General features: G+C 64.2%; 12 protein-coding genes. 7 read left to right on the top strand and 5 right to left on the bottom strand.

What is annotated here, in order from left to right:
• Positions 1-157: 157 nt before the first annotated feature.
• Complete coding sequence (gene uvrA / locus ACQY7R_RS20445) at positions 158-7,603, bottom strand: excinuclease ABC subunit UvrA (protein ID WP_428307405.1); 7,446 nt, start codon at positions 7,601-7,603, stop codon at positions 158-160.
• 204 nt (positions 7,604-7,807) lie between these two features.
• Between uvrA and ACQY7R_RS20440 the strand changes: the two genes are divergently transcribed.
• The 3 genes from ACQY7R_RS20440 to ACQY7R_RS20430 all read left to right on the top strand — a co-directional run bounded on the left by ACQY7R_RS20440 (position 7,808) and on the right by ACQY7R_RS20430 (position 10,336).
• Positions 7,808-8,503 carry an SGNH/GDSL hydrolase family protein gene (locus tag ACQY7R_RS20440; RefSeq protein WP_428307404.1) on the top strand — a complete coding sequence of 232 codons (696 nt, stop codon included), beginning with the start codon at positions 7,808-7,810 and terminating at the stop codon, positions 8,501-8,503.
• A gap of 150 nt (positions 8,504-8,653) precedes the next feature.
• Positions 8,654-9,526, top strand: a complete 873-nt coding sequence (locus ACQY7R_RS20435; protein WP_428307403.1) for a class I SAM-dependent methyltransferase — start codon at positions 8,654-8,656, stop codon at positions 9,524-9,526.
• 6 nt (positions 9,527-9,532) lie between these two features.
• Positions 9,533-10,336 (top strand): TrmH family RNA methyltransferase, encoded by an 804-nt coding sequence (locus ACQY7R_RS20430; RefSeq protein ID WP_428307402.1) that lies wholly within the window; start codon positions 9,533-9,535, stop codon positions 10,334-10,336.
• A gap of 87 nt (positions 10,337-10,423) precedes the next feature.
• Here ACQY7R_RS20430 and phnD read toward each other — a convergent pair whose 3' ends face one another.
• From phnD to ACQY7R_RS20415, 3 genes are all read right to left on the bottom strand, one after another.
• Positions 10,424-11,500, bottom strand: coding sequence for a phosphate/phosphite/phosphonate ABC transporter substrate-binding protein (phnD, locus tag ACQY7R_RS20425; RefSeq protein WP_428307401.1), 1,077 nt, complete (start codon positions 11,498-11,500; stop codon positions 10,424-10,426).
• 170 nt (positions 11,501-11,670) lie between these two features.
• On the bottom strand, positions 11,671-12,534 hold the full coding sequence (locus tag ACQY7R_RS20420) for a bifunctional 5,10-methylenetetrahydrofolate dehydrogenase/5,10-methenyltetrahydrofolate cyclohydrolase (protein WP_428307400.1): 864 nt from the start codon (positions 12,532-12,534) through the stop codon (positions 11,671-11,673).
• A gap of 140 nt (positions 12,535-12,674) precedes the next feature.
• On the bottom strand, positions 12,675-13,208 hold the full coding sequence (locus ACQY7R_RS20415; RefSeq protein WP_428307399.1) for a phosphatidylglycerophosphatase A family protein: 534 nt from the start codon (positions 13,206-13,208) through the stop codon (positions 12,675-12,677).
• Between the two features lie 258 nt (positions 13,209-13,466).
• Between ACQY7R_RS20415 and ACQY7R_RS20410 the strand changes: the two genes are divergently transcribed.
• From ACQY7R_RS20410 to ACQY7R_RS20395, 4 genes are all read left to right on the top strand, one after another.
• A complete protein-coding gene (locus ACQY7R_RS20410) occupies positions 13,467-15,188 on the top strand; it encodes an NADPH-dependent assimilatory sulfite reductase hemoprotein subunit (protein WP_428307398.1) in 1,722 nt (573 codons plus the stop codon).
• Positions 15,189-15,380: 192 nt separating this feature from the next.
• Complete coding sequence (locus tag ACQY7R_RS20405) at positions 15,381-15,641, top strand: hypothetical protein (protein ID WP_428307397.1); 261 nt, start codon at positions 15,381-15,383, stop codon at positions 15,639-15,641.
• Between the two features lie 446 nt (positions 15,642-16,087).
• On the top strand, positions 16,088-16,771 hold the full coding sequence (locus tag ACQY7R_RS20400; protein ID WP_428307396.1) for a response regulator transcription factor: 684 nt from the start codon (positions 16,088-16,090) through the stop codon (positions 16,769-16,771).
• A gap of 170 nt (positions 16,772-16,941) precedes the next feature.
• Positions 16,942-17,862, top strand: a complete 921-nt coding sequence (locus ACQY7R_RS20395) for an NAD(P)-dependent oxidoreductase (RefSeq protein ID WP_428307395.1) — start codon at positions 16,942-16,944, stop codon at positions 17,860-17,862.
• 4 nt (positions 17,863-17,866) lie between these two features.
• On the opposite strand, the gene ACQY7R_RS20390 is transcribed toward ACQY7R_RS20395, so the two are convergent.
• The gene (locus ACQY7R_RS20390; RefSeq protein ID WP_428307394.1) at positions 17,867-19,123 is read right to left on the bottom strand and encodes a glycosyltransferase family 4 protein; all 1,257 of its coding nucleotides are present in this window, start codon (positions 19,121-19,123) and stop codon (positions 17,867-17,869) included.
• Between the last annotated feature and the right edge of the window lie 157 nt (positions 19,124-19,280).

The following is a 19,280-nucleotide window of genomic DNA, read 5'->3' as shown; positions in this document are numbered from 1 at the left end:
TTATTTCGGTTGGGGCGCAGCGTGGCGAAACGGCAACATCGTCATTGGCGCCGCGCACACTTTAGCCCCGGGCTCCGCCCGGGGGTCGGCCGCCACTGCAGTAGACGTCGCCCTACGCGGCGTCACCCCCGGGCGGAGCCCGGGGCTAGGGAAGCGGCTACTTCGCGACGGCCCGTACGGCTTCGAGGTGTTCCGCCAGGAACTTCCGCAGTCCGCCGCGGGTGAGGTCTTCCGGCGTGATGAACCGCAGCTTCACGGCGTCGTAGCCTTCGCTCCCCGGCTGAATCAGTTGCTTCACGCCGATCTCCGCCACGCGGCCCGTCGCGAACGCCCCCGCAGGGCCATGCAGCGAGACGTCGACGCCGACGGTCCGCTTGGTTTGCACCGTCGCCCACGGAATCCGCTGCCCCGGAATCATCAGGTGCACCACCTGCTGATTGTTCCACAAGAACTGCGGCGCCGTCTTCCCATCCCCATTCGGACTCGCCGCTTCAGCAGCTAGTCCCGCCGCGGCGGTCGTCTCCAATAGCTCCAACAGTTCCTCGAGCGTCTCTTGCGGCCAAGCCACCTTCTTCCCCGGCGGGAAGCCTTTGCGCGCAAGATGCCACTTCTTGCCGAGCACCTTCCACGGCATCACGTCTTCAGGATTCTTGCGGACGCGCTCGGTGAACTTCTTGAACCCTTCGACGGCCAGTTCCACCATCGACCAGAACGCCGGCGTGTTCAGTTCATCCCAACCGTGGGCGAAGACCTGCACCTCTTGGAACGGGCCGCGGAGGTTCTTGCACTTCACGCGCGGTCCGTTGCCGTAGGTTTCGATCTCGGCGAGATCGTTGAACGGCGGCAGGTTGAGCTCCGCCGTAAGCCGCTCGGCGTTGAACGTCCGCTTTGCCGTGCGGAACTTCAGCTTCAGCACCCAGGGCTCGCCGGTGATTGCGTGGAAGAACCACCCGTCCGACTTCTTCGGACCGTTGATCTCGACGATCGTGCGGTGCGACCAGTCGGTCGGCAGGAACGATTCGCTCAGCTGGTGAACCCGCTCGTCAATCGCGGCGAGAATCCGCCCGTCCCACCGCACCGGATCGCCGCTGCGCGAGACGCGGTCCTCGACGTGCCACTTCCGGCCATCGAGTTCCCACGGCATTTTTACTTCTTTGCCGAGGTCGTTGATGTCGAGGTCGCCATGCCGCTTTGCTTCGGCAGCAGCGAAGTCGTACGGCTTGCGTTCGACGTGCGGCCCTTCAGCGAGGATCGGCACGAGCGCGAACGCCGTATGCGATGGGAACCCGGCCGGCGGGTTGCTGAGGCCCGGCCCCTTCGCTGCTGGTTTCTTCTTCGCCTTCGACGTTCCGCCCTCAGCAGCCTGCATCTGCTCGACCAACTGCTCCGGCGTCCCCTGGCCGACGACGCTGCCGCCGCCGGCGCCCGCTTCGGGGCCGATATCGATCAGCCAATCGCACTGCTTGATGACGTCGAGGTTGTGCTCGATCACCAGCACCGTGTTGCCGAGGTCGACGAGGCGATGGAGCACGTCGAGCAACTTGGCGATATCGTCGAAATGCAGACCGGTCGTCGGCTCGTCGAGAATGTAGAGCGTCCGGCCCGTATCAGGCCGCGCGAGTTCCGCGGCGAGCTTCACGCGCTGCGCTTCGCCGCCCGATAGCGTCGCGGCGCTTTGGCCGAGCGCGACGTAATCGAGGCCTACGTCGCAGAGCGTTTGCAGGATCTTGCGAACCTTCGGAATGTTCTCGAATAGTTCGCGCGCTTCGCCGCACGACATTTCCAGAACGTCGGCGATCGAGCGGCCGCGGTACTTCACGTCGAGCGTCTCGCGGTTGTAGCGATGCCCCTGGCAGGTGTCGCAATCGACCCACACGTCGGGCAGGAAGTGCATCTCGATGCACTTCTGGCCGGCCCCCTCGCAGTCGTCGCAACGACCGCCGGGGACGTTGAAGCTGAAGCGCCGCGCCGCGTAGCCGCGGACCTTCGCCTCGGGGAGCTGCGCAAATAGCTCGCGGATGAGATCGAATACACCGGTGTACGTTGCGGGGTTCGACGAAGGCGTGTTGCCGAGCGGCCGTTGGTCGACGCGGATTACCTTGTCGATCTGCTCAACGCCGGCAATGCCGTCGTGGTTGCCGGGGACCGTCTTCGCACGATGGAGTTGGCGAGCGAGCTGGTTGTAAAGAACGTCTTCGACCAGCGAGCTCTTGCCGCTCCCCGAAACGCCCGTCACCGCGGTGAGCGTGCCGAGCGGGATCGTGACGTTGACGCCCTTCAGATTATTGTGGCGAGCGTTGATAATCCGCAGCGATGAGGAAGGGAACGTCGACGGCGGCAGCGCGGAAGCCTTCGCCTTCGACTTGACGGTTGCTTTCGTCTTCTTGCCATCGCCGGAGGGATCTTCGCTGAGGACGCGGCGATTCTTGATCACCGGAATCGCCTTCTTGCCACTGAGGTACGGGCCGGTGACGCTGCCGCGCTTCTTGCTCACTTCCTCCGGCGTGCCGCGAGCGACGATGTCGCCGCCCAGCTTTCCAGCCGCCGGACCGAAATCGAGTAGCCCGTCGGCGCCGGCGATCACGTCGCGATCATGCTCAACCACAAGCAGCGTGTTGCCGAGATCGCGGAGCTTGTGCAGCGCGCCGACTAGGCGCGTGTTGTCGCGCGGATGGAGGCCGATCGTCGGTTCGTCGAGCACGTAGAGCACGCCGCAGAGGCCGCTGCCGACTTGGCTCGCTAGGCGAATCCGCTGCGATTCGCCGCCCGAGAGCGTCGGCGCCGAGCGGCCGATCGTGAGGTACTCGAGGCCGACGTCGCAGAGGAACGTCAGTCGATTGCGGATCTCGCGGATGAGCTCGCCGGCAATCTTCTTCTGCGCAGCGGGGAGCTTCCACTTGTCGACCGTCGGCAGCAGTTCGCCAAGCGGCAGGCGGCAATACTCGTCGATCGTGCGTGTCTGGAACCGCACCGCGGCGGAATCGTCGCGCAAGCGGCTGCCGCCGCACTGGCTGCATTCGATTTCATCGACGAGATGTTCGAGCCGGCCGCGCAGACGCGGCGACAATCGCGATGCTTCCTCTAGCGCCGGGTACAGCCCCTTGTATTGGAACCGGAATGCAGAGAGCCGCGACCGGCGGTCGCGGTCTTCGGCAGCGCTGGTACCGCGACCACCGGTCGCGGCTTTCTGAACGGTGTTTTGCGGAACGACGTCGATCCATTCCTCCCCCGTACCGTACATCACCAACCGGCGATTGCGCGGCGACAACTTATCGAACGGCACGTCGATCGGAATGCCGAACCGGTCGTGCAGGGCGCCGAGCATCGCGGCGAACAGCGGCTGCTTGACGTTCGGCCAGACGAGGATCGCCCCCTCGGCGAGGCTCATCGACATGCTGCGGAAGAGCGACGCCGGGTTGGCGCCGACTTCGGTGCCGAGGCCTTCGCACGCCCCGCACCAGCCAAGCGAACTGTTGAACGAGAAGTGATGCGGCGACAGCGCCTCGAAGCTCCGATTGCACTGCGTGCACACAAGGTGCTGGCTGTGGACCTTCACCGGCCAACGCGTCTCCGGCTGCTTGTCGTCGACGATCGCCAGATGCAAGACGCCGCGGCCGAGCGAGAGGGCGCTCTCGATACTGTCGGCCAGCCGCCCACGACCATCCTTACGGATCGTGATGCGGTCGACGATCACCTCGACGTCGTGCTTGCGGCGGCGATCGACGGCCGGCATGGCGTCGAGCTCGAAGGTTTGGCCATCAACGCGGACGCGCAGGTAGCCGTCTCCCTTGAGCTTCGCCCACAGCTGCTCGTACTGCTCGCCCTGTGCGAGCGTGAGCGGCGCCATCAGGTACGCCTTCGTTCCCTCGGGCTCGCTGAGCACGGCAGTGATGATCTCGTCGGGCGACTGCGTGCCGATGGGGATATCGCAGTCGGGACAGTGCATCTGCCCGAGCCGCGACAGCAGAATGCGGAAGTAGTCGTAAATTTCGGTGACCGTGCCGACGGTCGAGCGCGGCGTGTGGCCGGTCGTGCGTTGCTCGATCGCGATCGCCGGGGAGAGGCCTTCGATATGCTCAACGGCTGGCTTCTGCAGCTGGCCGATGAATTGGCGGGCGTAGCTCGACAGGCTCTCGACGTACCGCCGCTGTCCCTCGGCATAGATCGTATCCATCGCGAGCGAGGTCTTGCCGCTGCCGCTCGGGCCGCAGCAGACGGTCATTTCATCGCGTGGTACGGAGACGTCGACGTTGCGGAGGTTGTGCTGCCGGGCGCCGCGGACGGTGATGTGCGTCGCTTGCGGAACGGGGACGCGCTTCGAGTTCGCGGCTTGTTGGGCGGCGATCGATTTGGGCGTTTTGACGCCAAGGTACGGGGCGAGCGAGAGACCGGTGTGGGAGGGTAGCAATGGGGAATGGGGAGTGGGGGATGGGGAGGAGTCGGCGTCGGACTTTTTGCCCTTCGCCATTCCCCCTTCAGCATTCCCTATTGCCTTCAGAGCATGATCAACCATTTGCTCGGGCGTGCCCGCCATGACGACTTGCCCGCCTGCTTTGCCACCCTCGGGGCCGATCTCGATCACCCAGTCGGCCGTCTTGATCACGTCGAGGTTATGCTCGACCACCAGCACCGTGTTGCCGACATCGACGAAGTCGTGCAGCACCTTCAGCAGGAGTTCGATGTCCGCGAAGTGGAGGCCGGTGGTCGGCTCGTCGAGCAGGTACATCGTCCGGCCGGTCGACTTTTTCACCAACTCGCGGGCGAGTTTGATGCGCTGCGCCTCGCCGCCCGACAGGGTAGGGGAGGGCTGCCCCAGCTTCATGTAGTCGAGGCCAACCGCGTGGAGCGTTGCCAGCCGATCGTACACCGCGGGCACGTTCTCAAAATGCTCCATCGCCTGCTGGATGTCCATCTCCAACACTTCGGCGATCGACTTCCCTTTGAACAGCACCTGCAGCGTTTCGTGATTGAACCGATGCCCCTGGCAAACCTGGCAGGTGATCCACACGTCGGCGAGGAAATCCATCTCGAGCTTGTTCGAGCCGTTGCCGCTGCACGCTTCGCAGCGGCCGCCGACGACGTTGAAGCTGAACCGCCCCGGCTTGTAACCGCGACGCTTCGACTCCGAAAGCTGCGCGTAGAGATCGCGGATCTCGTCAAACACCTTGATGTAGGTCGCCGGGTTCGAGCGCGGCGTGCGGCCGATCGGCGTCTGGTCGATCGCGATCAGCTTGTCGAGCTGCTCGATTCCTTCAATCCGATCATGATCGCCAGGCGTTCCTTTGCCCCCCATAAGATCGCGGAGCAGCGACTCGCTGACGATGTCGTTCACCAGCGAGCTCTTGCCGCTGCCGCTGACGCCGGTGACGCAAACGAACTTGCCGAGCGGAATCTCGACGTCGACGTTCTTCAGGTTGTTGTGCCGCGCGCCGACGATGCGAATCGTGGGGAACTCGTTTGGCTCCACCTCCGGCGCTGCGGGAACAGGGCCGCGGAACCGCGTCGGCGTCGTGGGCCGAAACGGCGTGACGCGGCGCTCTTTGGGAACTTCGATCTTCCGCGCCCCGCTGAGATACGCGCCGGTGACGCTCTCCTTCGACTTCTCAACGTCTTTCGCCTTGCCGATGCCGACGACCTTGCCGCCGCGCACGCCGGGGCCGGGGCCGAAGTCGATGATGTGGTCGGCCGCCCGCATCGTGTCTTCGTCATGCTCGACGACGACCACGGTGTTTCCGAGATCGCGGAGCCGTTCGAGCGTCGCCAGCAGCCGATCGTTGTCGCGCGGGTGAAGGCCAATCGACGGCTCGTCGAGAATGTAGAGCACGCCGACGAGGCCGCAGCCGACTTGCCCGGCCAGGCGAATCCGCTGCGATTCGCCGCCCGAAAGCGTCGGCGCCGTGCGGTCGAGGCTGAGGTACTCGAGGCCGACGTTCGTGAGGAACCCCAGTCGGCCGCGGATTTCCTTGAGCGCTTCCTCGGCAATTTGCTGCTGCGTGTTGTCGAGAATCAGTCCGCTGAAGAACTTCTCGACTTCCGAAATCGGCATGTGGCAGAGATCGGGCAGCGTCAGCGTCGGCGCCTCGGCGAACGCTTCGTCGGCTGTCGTGATCCGCACCGCGCACGCTTGCGCGTTGAGCCGCTTGCCATGGCAGTCGGGGCAGCGGATGACGTTCATGAACTGTTCGAGCTTCGCGATCAGCGATTTGCTCTTCGCCGTGCGGTATTTTTCGAGCAGTTCGGGAATGACGCCGTCGAACGTCCCGCCGTACTTTTGCGACGCCTTGCCGTTGCGCCAGGTGTAGGTGATGTGCTCGCTGCCGGTCCCCCACAGCCAAATGCGGCGATCCTCGTCGCTCAGATCGCTCCAAGAGGTTTCGAGCAAATAGTTATCGCCGAGCGAAAGCTTGCGATCCATCGTGTCGGCGACGCCGGCGTAGATATGCCGCTTCCACCGGCCGAGATCTTTCCACGAGCCGATCAGCTCAATGGCTCCGCCGCCGAACGACAGCGACGGATCGGGCACGAGCTTCTCAGGATCGAAGCTGAACATCTCGCCCAGCCCGTCGCACGAAAGGCACATCCCCTGCGGACTGTTGAAGCTGAAGAGCTGCGGCGTCGGCGGTTGGAAGCTGATGCCGCACGAGTTGCAGGCGTAGTCGGCGCTCAGGGTGATGTCGCCCGGCTGGCCATTCCCTTTATGCCGACCGCGCGCCGCGGGAGCGGCGGCTTCGGGAGCTTCCTCTTCGTCCCCCTCTTCGGCAGCAGCAGGCGCCGCCTTCTTGCGGCCGCGCGCTTTCGGCGCCGTCGGCTCCTCTTCTTCATCGCCAGGCGCGAGCTCAGCGCGATCTTCGTCATCGAGCTCAAGCGCCGGTTGAGCCACGTCGACTTCGGGCGTCACGATGAGATTACCGTCGCCCAGCTTGAGCGCCAGCTCCACCGCCTCGGCCAGCCGCGTCCGAATCGTCGGCCCTGCAACGAGGCGGTCGATCACCACTTCAATATCGTGCCGCATCTGCCGATCGAGCGATTGCGACTCGTTCAGCAGCACCACCCGGCCGTCGACCCGCGCGCGGACGTAGCCCTGCTTCTGCAGATCTTCGAACAGGTCTTTGAACTCGCCCTTCTGCCGGCGAACCACCGGGGCGAGGACCATGAACTTCGTCTTGGCCGGCAACTGCTCGATCCGGCCGATGATTGCCTCGCGGCTTTGGGCGGTGATCACCTTGCCGCACTGGGGGCAGTGCCCCTGGCCGACGCGGGCGTACAACACCCGCAAAAAGTCGTAAATCTCGGTGATCGTGCCGACAGTCGAGCGCGGGTTGTTGCCTGAGGACTTCTGCGAAATCGAGATCGAGGGGCTCAAGCCGCTGATGTGGTCGACGTCGGGCTTGGGCATTTGGCCCAGGAATTGGCGGGCAAACGTCGAGAGGCTTTCGACGTAACGCCGCTGCCCTTCGGCGAAGAGGGTATCGAACGCCAACGAGCTTTTACCGCTTCCCGAGACCCCCGTGAGGCAGATCAGCTGGTTGCGGGGAAGGGTGACGTCGACGCTCCGCAAGTTGTGCTCGCGAGCGCCTTTGATAATGATGTCGGAGGCAGGCATGCGGGGAGTTCGGCTGGAGGCTGCAGATCGCCAAGGGGTGCGTCCTGCGTCAGCCCCGACCAAGCTCGGTCGAGGCTAGGCTTCGTGTTGTCAATTTTTGCAAGCAAATCGAATCCCGTATTGTACGCCCGTCCAGCAAGAATCCAACGGCACAGTTTTCAGGCCGCCGCAAACGCCACACACTCCGCACGGAGCCGACTCCCGATGCCTACGATTTCCCGCACGTCGCTCCTAGGCCTGATGTGTCTCGCGCTCGGCGCCAGCATTGCCGCGCCCGCCCGCGCCACGGAGCCGAAGCCCTGCAATCCCGAAGTTTGGGCCGACGCGATCGCTAAGTTCGAAGAGGAGGATAAGAAAATGCCGCCCCCAAAACAGGGCGTTCTGTTTCTCGGCTCCAGCAGTATCCGGCTGTGGGACGTGCAGAAATCGTTTCCCGACATGCTCGTGGTGAACCGCGGGTTCGGCGGTTCGCAGATTTGCGATTCGACCCACTATGCCGAGCGGCTGGTCAACATCCACGAACCGCGAGGCGTCGTCTTCTACGCCGGCGACAACGATATCGCCGGCGGCAAGTCGCCCGAACAAGTCCGTGACGACTTCCGGGCGTTCGTCGAAAAGGTCCGCGGCCCGCAGCCGGAACTGCCGATCATCTTCCTCGCGATCAAGCCGAGCATCGCCCGTTGGAAGCTGGCCGACAAGATCAAGGAAGCGAACCGGCTGATCGCGGAAGACTTCGACGAGATGGGCAACATGACCTACGTCGACGTCTGGCCCGGTATGCTCGACGAACAAGGCGAACCGCGGAAGGAACTATTCGCCGACGACGGGCTGCATATGAACGACAAGGGCTACGAGGTCTGGACGGAGTTGGTGACGCCGCTGGTGGAGAAGAAAGACTAACCACGGAGGTGGAATTCGTAGGGTGGGAAGCAGCGCAGCGGAATCCCACCTTCTAGGCATCCACACTCGCCCAGCATCGCAGTTCGGAATGCTACGCGGGAAGGTGGGTCTTCGCTGCGCTATGACCCACCCTACGTTGAATGACGCAGCATGACCGCTTGGCCAGACTACGAACTGCTCGACTTCGGCGACGGTCGCAAGCTGGAGCGGTTCGGCGAGTGGACGCTCGATCGCCCTTGCCCCACTGCGGTGGACCTTGCCAAGTCGAAGCCGCAAGCCTGGCGCGGCGCGATCGCCCGCTTTGAAGGCGATCGCGCCGCCGATGGCGAATGGTCGCCCGTCGTGGCTAAGTGGCCGCAGCGCGAAGTGACGCTCGATGTGCCGCTCGGCGCCGAGCGTTCATTCCGCATGCTGCTCGAACCGCTGCCGTCGGGGCAGATCGGCATCTTTCCGGAGCAGTTCGACAACTGGGCGTGGATTGCATCGCGAGCTGCGGCCGCAGCGACGCCGCTCAATGTGCTCAATCTATTCGCCTACACCGGCGGCAGTTCGCTAGCCGCCGCGGCAGCCGGCGCAAACGTTGTGCACGTCGACGCGGCGAAGAGCGTCGTCGCCCGCGCGCGAGAGAATGCCGCCGCCTCGGGACTCGCAGAACACCCGATTCGCTGGATCGTCGAAGACGCCGCGAAATTCTGCCGCCGTGAAGTGAAACGCGGCAACCTCTACGACGCAATCATCCTGGACCCGCCCACCTACGGTCACGGCCCCAAAGGCGAGGAGTGGAACGTCAAACGCGACCTGCTGCCGCTTTTGGAACTTTGCGGCGAACTAACCGACCGCCGCCCGAAGTTCCTGCTGCTCACCTGCCACTCGCCCGGCATTGGCCGAGCAGAGCTCTCCGCCTACCTCAGCGAAGGGATCTTCGGCGCCTGCGGCCAACCGCCCCGCACGCTCGAACTCTCGCTACAAACCGCCGACAACCGCCGCCTCCCCAGCGGCATCGCCGCCCGCTGGCCTGGGTAATTCCACATGCAACACATCACCAGTCGCCAAAATGCCCGCGTGAAAGAAGCCGCCAAGTTGCGCCTCGCGCGGCAACGGCAACAGCAGGGGCGGTTCGTCATCGACGGCGCCCGCGAACTGCTGCGAGCGATTAGTTCCGGCATCGAGATCGTCGAAGCCTTCATCTGCGAAGCGCGCTGCCGCGACGCCGAAACGCAGCAAGCGGCGGAAGCCGTTAGCAACTCCCCCGCCGTTGTGGCGACGGTCACGGAAGAAGTCTTCGAAAAACTCTGCTTCGGCGAACGAACCGGCGGGGTGCTCGCGATCGCCCGCACGCCGGTGCGAACGCTGGCGCAGCTCAAGCTACCGGCCCAGCCGCTCGTGGCGATCATCGAAGGGGTCGAGAAGCCCGGCAACGTTGGCGCCATCCTCCGCAGCGCCGACGGGGCAGGGGTCGACGCCGTCGTGATCGCCGATCCGCGGACCGATCTTTTCAATCCGAACGCAATCCGCGCGAGCCTCGGGACGATCTTCGCCCACAATGTCTGCACGGCGACGAGCGCGGAGACGCAAGCGTGGCTCCGTTCGCAAAGCATCCCCGCCTTCGCCGCACGGCCCGATGCGACGCAACTTTACACCGAAGTCGATTACCGCGGCGGCGCGGCGATCGTGCTGGGAAGCGAGGCTGAAGGGCTTACCGACGCCTGGAGCGGCGATGCGGTGACGGCGATTGGCCTGCCGATGCGCGGGATTGCCGACAGCCTTAACGTGTCGGCGACGGCCGTCGTGCTCTTTTACGAGGCGCAGCGGCAGCGAACAGTGACGCCTTGACGGGGTCGGGGGCCTTTTGCCACTGGTTGGTCTGCTCTAGCAGCAAAGTCGCTAGTGGCAAAAGGCCCCCGACCCCCTCTAACTTCACTACGCCGCAGGCGCAGCCAGCTTCGTAAACAGCTCGCCACCGGTCTTATTGATCTCGCGAACCGGCTCCCAATCCTTCTTGTACTCCACCGGCGCGAACTTCACGCTCCCCGACTTGCCTGGGCCCGCCTCGAGCCCAGTTCCCTTCCAGTCGAACGTCGTGAATGTCTCGACAATGCCGTCGCGCAGTTCAGGCTTCAAATTGTGAGCGTAGCCGAGGACGCCCGGCGGGTAGGGCTTTGACTCATAAACGACTTTCACGTCACTCTCGGCGATATCGCCGTTGGCGATCATGCGGGCGAGGATATCGCTCGCCACCGCGGCGGCGGCGAACTTCTTCTCAGCAATGCCCTTGATCGAATTCTCGTGTCCATACGAAAAACCCCAGCTGTAGTCGCGTTCCGGCTGTAGGTCGTGCTCATTCATCAACATCACCAGCGCGGCCGTGCATCCGCTGTTCGAACGCGGCCGCACGAACGTCATCCGCTTCCCTTTCAAATCTTCCGGCTTTGCGATGTCGCTGTCGGCCGGGACGATGATCTTCATCGTGTAGCTGAAGTTGCCGTCGGCGTCGGCGAAGCATGCAGCAGGTACGAAGCCCGCCTCGTTAACGGCTTCCGGCGTTTCGCCGGTGGCGAACGCCGTCACTTGCAACTCGCCATTCTGCAGAGCCCGCATCTGTTCGTTGACGTCGGCGTAGGTGACGAGATTCACCGGCTTGCCGAGCTTCTCCGAAAGTGCGGCGATGAATTCCTTCCAAGTCGTTGCTTCGTCCTCGGTATCGCTCGAGGCGACGTACGAGAAATTGATCGCCTCGGGATCGAGGAGTTCCTTTTCATCTTTCGGTGGATCGGCGACGAGATTGTTATCAGCGTCGGCATACTTGGCGTTCAGTTTCTCCGACGCGGCGACGTCTGCGAGCAATCGCGACGCCATCGTCCGCTCCAGGTGCGCTTGCGCGCTGTTCTCCAGGTTGCCGCTATACATGCGGGCGGCCCAGCCGATGAGGGCCAGCGGCACGACGAGCAATAGCACGCGGCCGAAGGAGAAGGAACCGTCACCAGATGCGTCGGACATGGGAGGACCTGCGGTAGGGCGGGGAGAGCGCAGCGCGGGAAGTTGGGAGACCGTAGGGATGAACCCTTCGGCTCGCCGGTTGCTGGTTTGGGTCAGCATACCACTGGCGCAGGTGAATTCAACAAAAATGCCCGCAGCGTGAAGATGCCGCGAAGGCCGGGAAGTCAGCCCTACATTTCCAACTGCCGGGCCGCCGTCAGCGTGTTCACTAACAGCATCACCCGCGTCAGCGGGCCAATGCCGCCCGGCACCGGCGTGATGCGTCCTGCCACCGGCAGCGCCGCCTCGAAATCAACGTCGCCCACCAACCCGGCGTCGGTCCGGTTGATGCCAACGTCGATCACCGTCGCTCCCTGCCGGATCATGTCGGCCGTGATGAACTTCGGCTTGCCGATCGCGGCCACCAGAATGTCCGCTTGCCGTGTGAACGCCCCCAAATCGGGGGTGCGGCTGTGGCAGAGCGTGACCGTCGCGTCGGCGCCCTCGCCGCGCTGGCCGAGCATGATCGCCAGCGGCTTGCCGACAATGTCGCTCCGTCCCACGACCACCACATGCTGCCCGGCGATCGGCACGTTGTTGCGAATCAAAATCTGCTGCACCGCCGAGGGAGTGCAGGGCAGAAACCGCGGCTGCCCCTGCACGACGAGGCCAACATTCTCGGGATGGAACGCGTCGACGTCTTTGTTCGCGCTGACCGCTTCGAGAATCACGCGGGTGTCGATCTGCGGCGGCAATGGCAGCTGCACGAGAATGCCATGCACCGTCTCGTCGCGATTGAGCTTCGCGATGAGGTTCAATAGCTCTTCCTGCGTCGCGTCGGCGCCGAGCCGGTGAAGCGAGCTCTGGATCCCCACCTCTTCGCAATCGCGGCGCTTGTTCCGCACGTAAACCTGGCTGGCTGCATCTTCGCCGACGAGCACCGCCGCGAGCGCCGGCACGACGCCGTTGTTCTCGATGAAGTCGGCGACCTCGGCAGTCAGCTCACGGCGAATCTGGCGGGCGAGAGCATTGCCATCAAGCAGTTGGGCAGGCATCGGCGAGGCGTCGGGGGTTCAGGTGTCAGGGTTCAGCAAATGCGATCGAACGCATTTCACAAGCGAGCCGCGGGGTTCATCCCCGCGGTCTTCCGGCGTGCACTTCTCCCGCCGATTGTACCCCTCACGCCACCCAAACGTCAGGCGCTCGCTACCAGCCACTCCACCCCAGCCGCCTGCTCCACCCACAACAAAATCTGTAGGAACAACGCCGCCAACACCGCCGCCACGGCGTCGTCGGCCACGATCCCAAACCCGCCCGGCAGCCGCTCCGCCACCCGCACGAGCCCCGGCTTCCAGATATCGCAGATCCGGAACAGCACGTAGCCGGTCAACAAAATCGCCCAGTTCATTTCCGGGGCGACGAGGTACACGATCGGCAGAACGACGATCTCATCGAGCACGATCGCCCCCGGATCGCTGCTCCCGCCGAGGGCCCGGGCCGCGACGCCGCAGATCCAGACGGCGGCGATCAGCAGCATGACGATGACGCCGATCTGGGCGCCGAGCTCGCTGATTTGGGAAACCGCGGCTCCCACGCCCAGCCCCCACAGCCCCGCAATCGTCCCCGGGGCAGGCGTCACGAGCCCCAGCCCCAGCCCCGTGGCAAGCCAAACGGCCAGCCGTTCGCCTAGCGAACCTGTCGGCCCATCGAAGGTGTCATCTGCTTGCATGGCTCGCATCGTACGACGAAGCAGGCCGCGGCGACAAGCGGCGGTCGACGGTGTCGGGGGCCTTTTGCCACTCGCGATTTCTGCGACCAAAACAGGTTTCCAGTGGCAAAAGGCCCCCGACACCTTCAGGCGATCCACCCCGACCGATATGGCCGGGCATTCCGCCGATAGGTATGATGAATGTTCGAGTCAAACTTACCGAACTAGGCAATCTACGCAGGCCCTGCAGCAACAAGCAGGCCACAAGCACACGGGATCATGAGCGACGCCCCCACCAAAGAAGAGAAGTTGAGCCCCGTCGAAGGGTTCAAGATCGAAAGCGACTACCTGCGGGGCCCGATCCCGACCGAACTCGTCGATGAAAACGACTTCTTCGGCAAGGAGAGCATCCAGCTCCTCAAGCACCACGGCACCTACCAGCAAGACAACCGCGACGACCGCGGCAACGGCAAGACCTATAGCTTCATGGTCCGCTCCGCCATCCCGGGCGGCAAGCTGACCAGCAATCAGATGCTGGCCGAGATCGATCTCTGCGACGAGGTCGGCAACACCACGCTCCGTATCACCACCCGCCAGGGCCTTCAGCACCACGGCATTCTGAAGTCGGACCTGCAGCGGACGATCAACCGGATCAACGAGATCCAGCTCACGACGCTGGCCGCGTGCGGCGACGTCGTGCGCAACATCATGTGCTCGCCATGCCCTTACCATGGCGACGCCGTCTACAACCAACTGCAAGCCTTCACCGACGAACTCGTTACCCACATGCGGCCGCGCACCCGCGCGTACCACGAGGTGTGGCTCATCGACGAAGAGACCCGCGAACGGCAACTCGTCGGCGGCGGCAAGATTGAGGGGGACGAAGTCGAACCCCTTTACGGCCCCACCTACCTGCCACGTAAGTTCAAGATCGGCATCGGCCTGCCGGCCGACAACATCGTCGACCTCTACTCGCAAGACCTCGGCCTGATGGCGATCGCCGAAAACTGGCACGTCTCCGGCTTCAACGTCCTGGTCGGCGGCGGCTTCGGCGTCACTCCCAGCGCGGCGAAGACCTTCCCCGCGCTCGCCCAACCCCTCTGCTACATCCCGCTGGCGCACGCGATCGAAGTCACCAAGGCGGTGATCAAGGTCCAACGCGACTTCGGCAACCGCTCCGACCGCAAAGTCGCCCGCCTGAAGTACCTGATCCACAACTGGGGCATCGAACGCTTCAAGGAGAAGGTCGAAGAATACTACGGCGGTCCGCTCGCGCCGCCGAAGCCGGTGATCGTCACCGACCAGAACGACGGCATGGGCTGGCACGCCCAGGGCGACGGCAAGTGGTTCTATGGCCTCAACGTCGAGAACGGCCGCATTAAGGACGAAGGCTCGTTCAAACTGAAGACCGCCCTCCGCGAAGTCTGCCGGACGATCGCCCCGCCGCTGCGGCTCACCCCGCATCAGGGCATCATCTTCTGCGACCTGAAGGAGTCGGACCACGGTCGGCTGATGGAAATATTCCATCGCAACGGCGTCCCGACCACCGAAGAAACCAGCACGATCCGCCGCTGGTCGATGGCGTGCCCCGCGCTGCCGACGTGCGGCCTGTCGATCACAGAGAGCGAACGCGCGCTCCCCGGGATGATCGACCAAATGGAGCACAGCCTCGCCGATCTCGGCCTGGCGGGCGAGGTCTTTACCACCCGCATGACGGGCTGCCCGAACGGTTGCGCTCGTCCCTACAACAGCGACATCGGCCTCGTCGGCAAGGCGAAGGGGAAGTACACGATCTTCCTCGGCGGGCGCAAACAGGGCGATCGGCTCAGCTTCATCTACCAGGACATGGTCCCGGCCGAGGAAGTGGCGCCGCGGCTGGCGAACGTCTTCCGCTACTTCCGCGACGCACGGACCACCGGCGAAGCGTTCGGCGACTTCTGCAATCGCAAAGGCAAGGACGATCTCCTCGCCCACTGCGAACTCCCCGTCGAAGCGGCGTAACCCTAGCCCCGGGCTCCGCCCGGGGGTCGCGCACCATGCCGATGGAGCGTCGCCTCTAGTTTACGCCGCCCCCCGGGCGAAGCCCGGGGCTAGAACGCGACGATGCTGCACGCCGCGCCCCAGTGGCGATCCGCGCTGCGCCGGTCTAAACTGTGTCCGTTGCAACACTCCTCTAGCTGCGAGGCGACGGACATGACTTGGCTTTTCGAGCGGGCGATCGAGTTGGCTGCCTGGGTCGCTCTGGTGCTCGGCCTCGTCTTTTTGACGGGAGCCGTCTACTACCTGGTGCACGGCATTCGCCTCTGGAAAATCGACGGCGGCGAAGACTCGGCTGACTATTTGATGCTCTCGCTGATGAGCGCCTCGGCCTTCGTTCTATCGATCGTCGCCATGGGCATCCTCGCCTGCATCGACCACTACGTCTTCGACGCCGACGAACGCACCACGAAATAGCAACGCCAAGCGAGCCGCAGGGTTCATCCCTGCGGTCTTGGGGTTCATCCCCCCACCCAAAGGCTTCACCCCAGCCCCCAACGGCAGAAGCCCCCCGCCGTACGCGCCCGTGACGCATTCACCCCAACCGCCGCGCACGCTCGTCAACAACGCCTAGAAAGCCGGTGTTTCCGCGCATTCCAGGGCCAGGGGTGTTCGCATCACGGGGTTTACGGACCAATGTGCCCCCTTTGGGGGCCCATCCCGGCATACACGGCACATGCGCTGACTCTGCGTAGAGCGAAGTCTCTAGCGGTCAGCGAAATTCTGCCAACGGCGCGACAGCAGGGGGTTAGAGTTGCTCGGCTCCGATTTTGGCGTCGCACGAATCGACGCCGCCCGGCAACTTCCCGCCTACCGCCCGCCACGGTTTGATCGCCACGATCAAACTCCCGCCCGAGGATCCCATGAACGAATCTCCCCTGATCCACGTCGTTGACAACGATGCGGCGAACATCGACTCGCTGGCCGCGCACTTGCGATCGCTCCGTTTAGAGTGCCGCGTCCATGTCTCGGCCGAAGCGCTGCTCGTCGCGTGCGTCGACCGCCCCGGCTGCATCATCGCTGGCGACGCCCTCGCCGACATGCGCGGGTTGGATCTGCAACTTGAACTGCAGCGCCGCGAGATCTTGCTGCCGTTGATCTTGATGACGGCAACTCCCCAAACGGAACTGATCGTTACCGCGATGCGCAACGGCGCCATTGCTGTGCTCGACAAGCCTTGCACGGGCGAAGCACTTTGGAAGGCCGTCGAAGCCGCTCTCGCGCTCGACGCCGATCGCCGCTACCGCCGCGGCCGGCACGCCAGCATGCAAGAACGGATCGGCAGCCTCACGCCGCAAGAACGCGAAGTGATGTGGCAAATCGTCGACGGCTCGCCGAATAAGATCACCGCCCGTCGACTCGGCGTCAGCGTCCGCACGATCGAAAACCGCCGCCGCAGCATCTTCGCGAAGCTTGGCATTCGCTCGGTGGCGGAACTCGTGACGATCGTCATGCAAACGACCACCGACGAACAACGCCCCCCGTTGAACGAAGCGATTTCCATGGGCGAGCTCATGCCGCAATCGCTGCTCTGCACGGCTGGCTAGCCCCGGGCTCCGCCCGGGGTTCGGCATCTATTCCGTTGGACTTCACGATACGCAACGCCACCCCCGGGCGGAGCCCGGGGCTAGGAATGCGCTGGCAGCCCGCGTGCGTGGCAGCGCTCCCCCCGCCATGGTAAGGTCTCCTGAGCTTCACCCACTCCGGAGACCTCGCCATGCCGCGCCCCGCCATCGCCCCCGCTTCGACTCGCATCGCCTGGATCGGCACCGGCGTCATGGGCTCCAGCATGTGCGGTCGGCTGATGGACGCCGGCTTCGCGGCGACGGTGCAGAACCGCAGCCGCGCGAAGACCGACGCCCTCGTCGCTCGCGGAGCCAAGTTCGCCGCCACGCCGCGCGAGGCGGCCGCCGACGCCGGCATTATTTTCACGATGGTCGGCCACCCGCACGACGTTCACGAGGTGATCCTCGGACCGGAGGGCGTGCTCGCCGGATGCCGCGAAGGCGCCATCCTGGTCGACATGACCACCAGCAAGCCGTCACTTGCCGAGCGGATCGCCGCGGTGGCCAACGAGCGTGGCGTCTCGTCGATCGACGCCCCCGTCTCCGGCGGCGACGTCGGCGCCCGCAACGGCACGCTGTCGATCATGATCGGCGGCGACAAGGAAGCGGTCGACGCGCTCGAACCTTGCTGGCAGGCGATGGGCAAGACGTGGATCTTGCAAGGCGGCCCCGGCGCTGGCCAGCACACGAAGATGATGAACCAAACGCTCGTCGCCGGCGGCATGATGAGCATCTGCGAAGCTTTGCTCTACGCCCACCGCGCGGGGCTCGACCTCAACCGCGCTCTCGAATCAGTCGCCTCCGGCGCCGCCGGCAGTTGGGCCCTTTCGAACCTTGGCCCGCGGATCATCCGTGGCGACTTCGCGCCTGGCTTCTTCGTCGAGCACTTCCTCAAAGACCTGGCGATCGTCCTCGAAGAATCGCGCCGGATGAACCTCGCGCTCCCCGGCGTCGCTCTGGCGGAACAGCTCTACCGCGCCGCGGCCGGGCAGGGGCATTCCCGCGACGGCACGCAATCACTCATCCTGGCGCTCGCACAAATCAGCGGCTTCGCGTGGAAAGTGGAGAACTAAACCGCTACGCAGCAACCGCACGACGCTTCGCGTTCCGTTGCCCGGAGCAAGCGCTCAGCAGCAACTCCGCAAAGTCTTCCGACGGCTGCAAACTGTGCCGCTGACGAATCGCGGTCGCCGCGCGGGCGCCCAGCGCTTGCCATTCGTGCCGCCGCTGCCACGCCCGCTCGAGCGCATCGTCAATCAACTCGAACGTCGCCGCCGGAGCCACGAATCCGCACTCGCCGTCGTCCACCAACTGCGACACGCGACCGACGTCGGTCACGATCGGCATCCGCCCGCAGAGCATCGCCTCGATCATCGCCAGCGCGTTCCCTTCGAACCGCGACGGCAGCACGAGGGCGTGGTGATCGCGCCAAATCTTCTCGATCCCCTCGGTGAATCCATGGACGAAGAACTGCTTCTGCTGCCCATGCAGCGAAATCAGTTCCTTCGCCTGCTGGGCGCTGCCGCCGTCGCTCCCCCAAAGATGGACTTCGACCGGTCGGCTCCGCCACTTCGGTTGCCGCATCACCCGCAGCAGTAGGTCTTGGGCCTTTGATTGGAAGTGCACCCGTGCCACGCAGGCTAACTTCCACGACTTATCGCAGCTCGGCCACGCCGGCGCCGCGTCGAGCGACACCTGGAACGGATTATCGACGATCTCCGACTCCGGCAAATCGACCGCGAGATTCGTTTCGACGATCGCCTGATTTTGTTGCGAGACAAAGTAGCAGTGATCGGCCCCGGCGTACGCTTCGCGCTCCACTGCCACGCGCTGCCCTTCGATCCAGTGATAGGGGCTCGCCGACTGCACCAAGATTCCGTACGGAATTCCCAACTCTCGCAGCGTCGGCGTGATCGCCGTTTCGTCCGTATGAAAGCCGACCGAAATCAACACGAAGTCGGGCCGCGACTGCTTAAGCCAATCCTTCCCGGGCGACTGCCCCAAGTGCAACGCTTTCATCACCTTCCGCACCGCGCGGCCGACCCGCACGCTACTGCGTAGATGAACTGCTGCACCGGCCTCTTCCAGCGCCGTCAATTGCTTAACGACTTGCTTACGTCGCCGCTTGTAGTTGACGCAGGCGTCGTGGCCTTGTCGCAGCAGGTGATGAGCAGCGCGGCTCCAGAGCTCTTCGCTCCCGCCCCACGGCATGCCGCTCATCGTTGAATAAAATCCGATCCGCATCGTGGCCTTCCTTAGCCGGAACGCGAGGACGACGAAAGGATCGCCGCTGTGGTTGGAAGCAAGCTCGCAGACATTGTCGTCGGCACGCATCGCTCCCAGTTCGGTGACATTTTGTTAAGCTCGACCGCCCCTCCATGTGGCAACCCGAGCAGGCGGGAGGATAGTAACAGTCCGGAAACAATGCGAGCAACGCCAAAAACGCCTCGGACAAACGGGCCCTTTCATCGACAATCTGCTCCCTCACACT

This window comes from Lacipirellula sp. (assembly GCF_965279485.1).
Lineage (GTDB): Bacteria > Planctomycetota > Planctomycetia > Pirellulales > Lacipirellulaceae > Lacipirellula.
The sequence above is the reverse complement of the archived record's forward strand: the minus strand, read 5'-3'. Positions and strand labels throughout refer to the sequence as shown.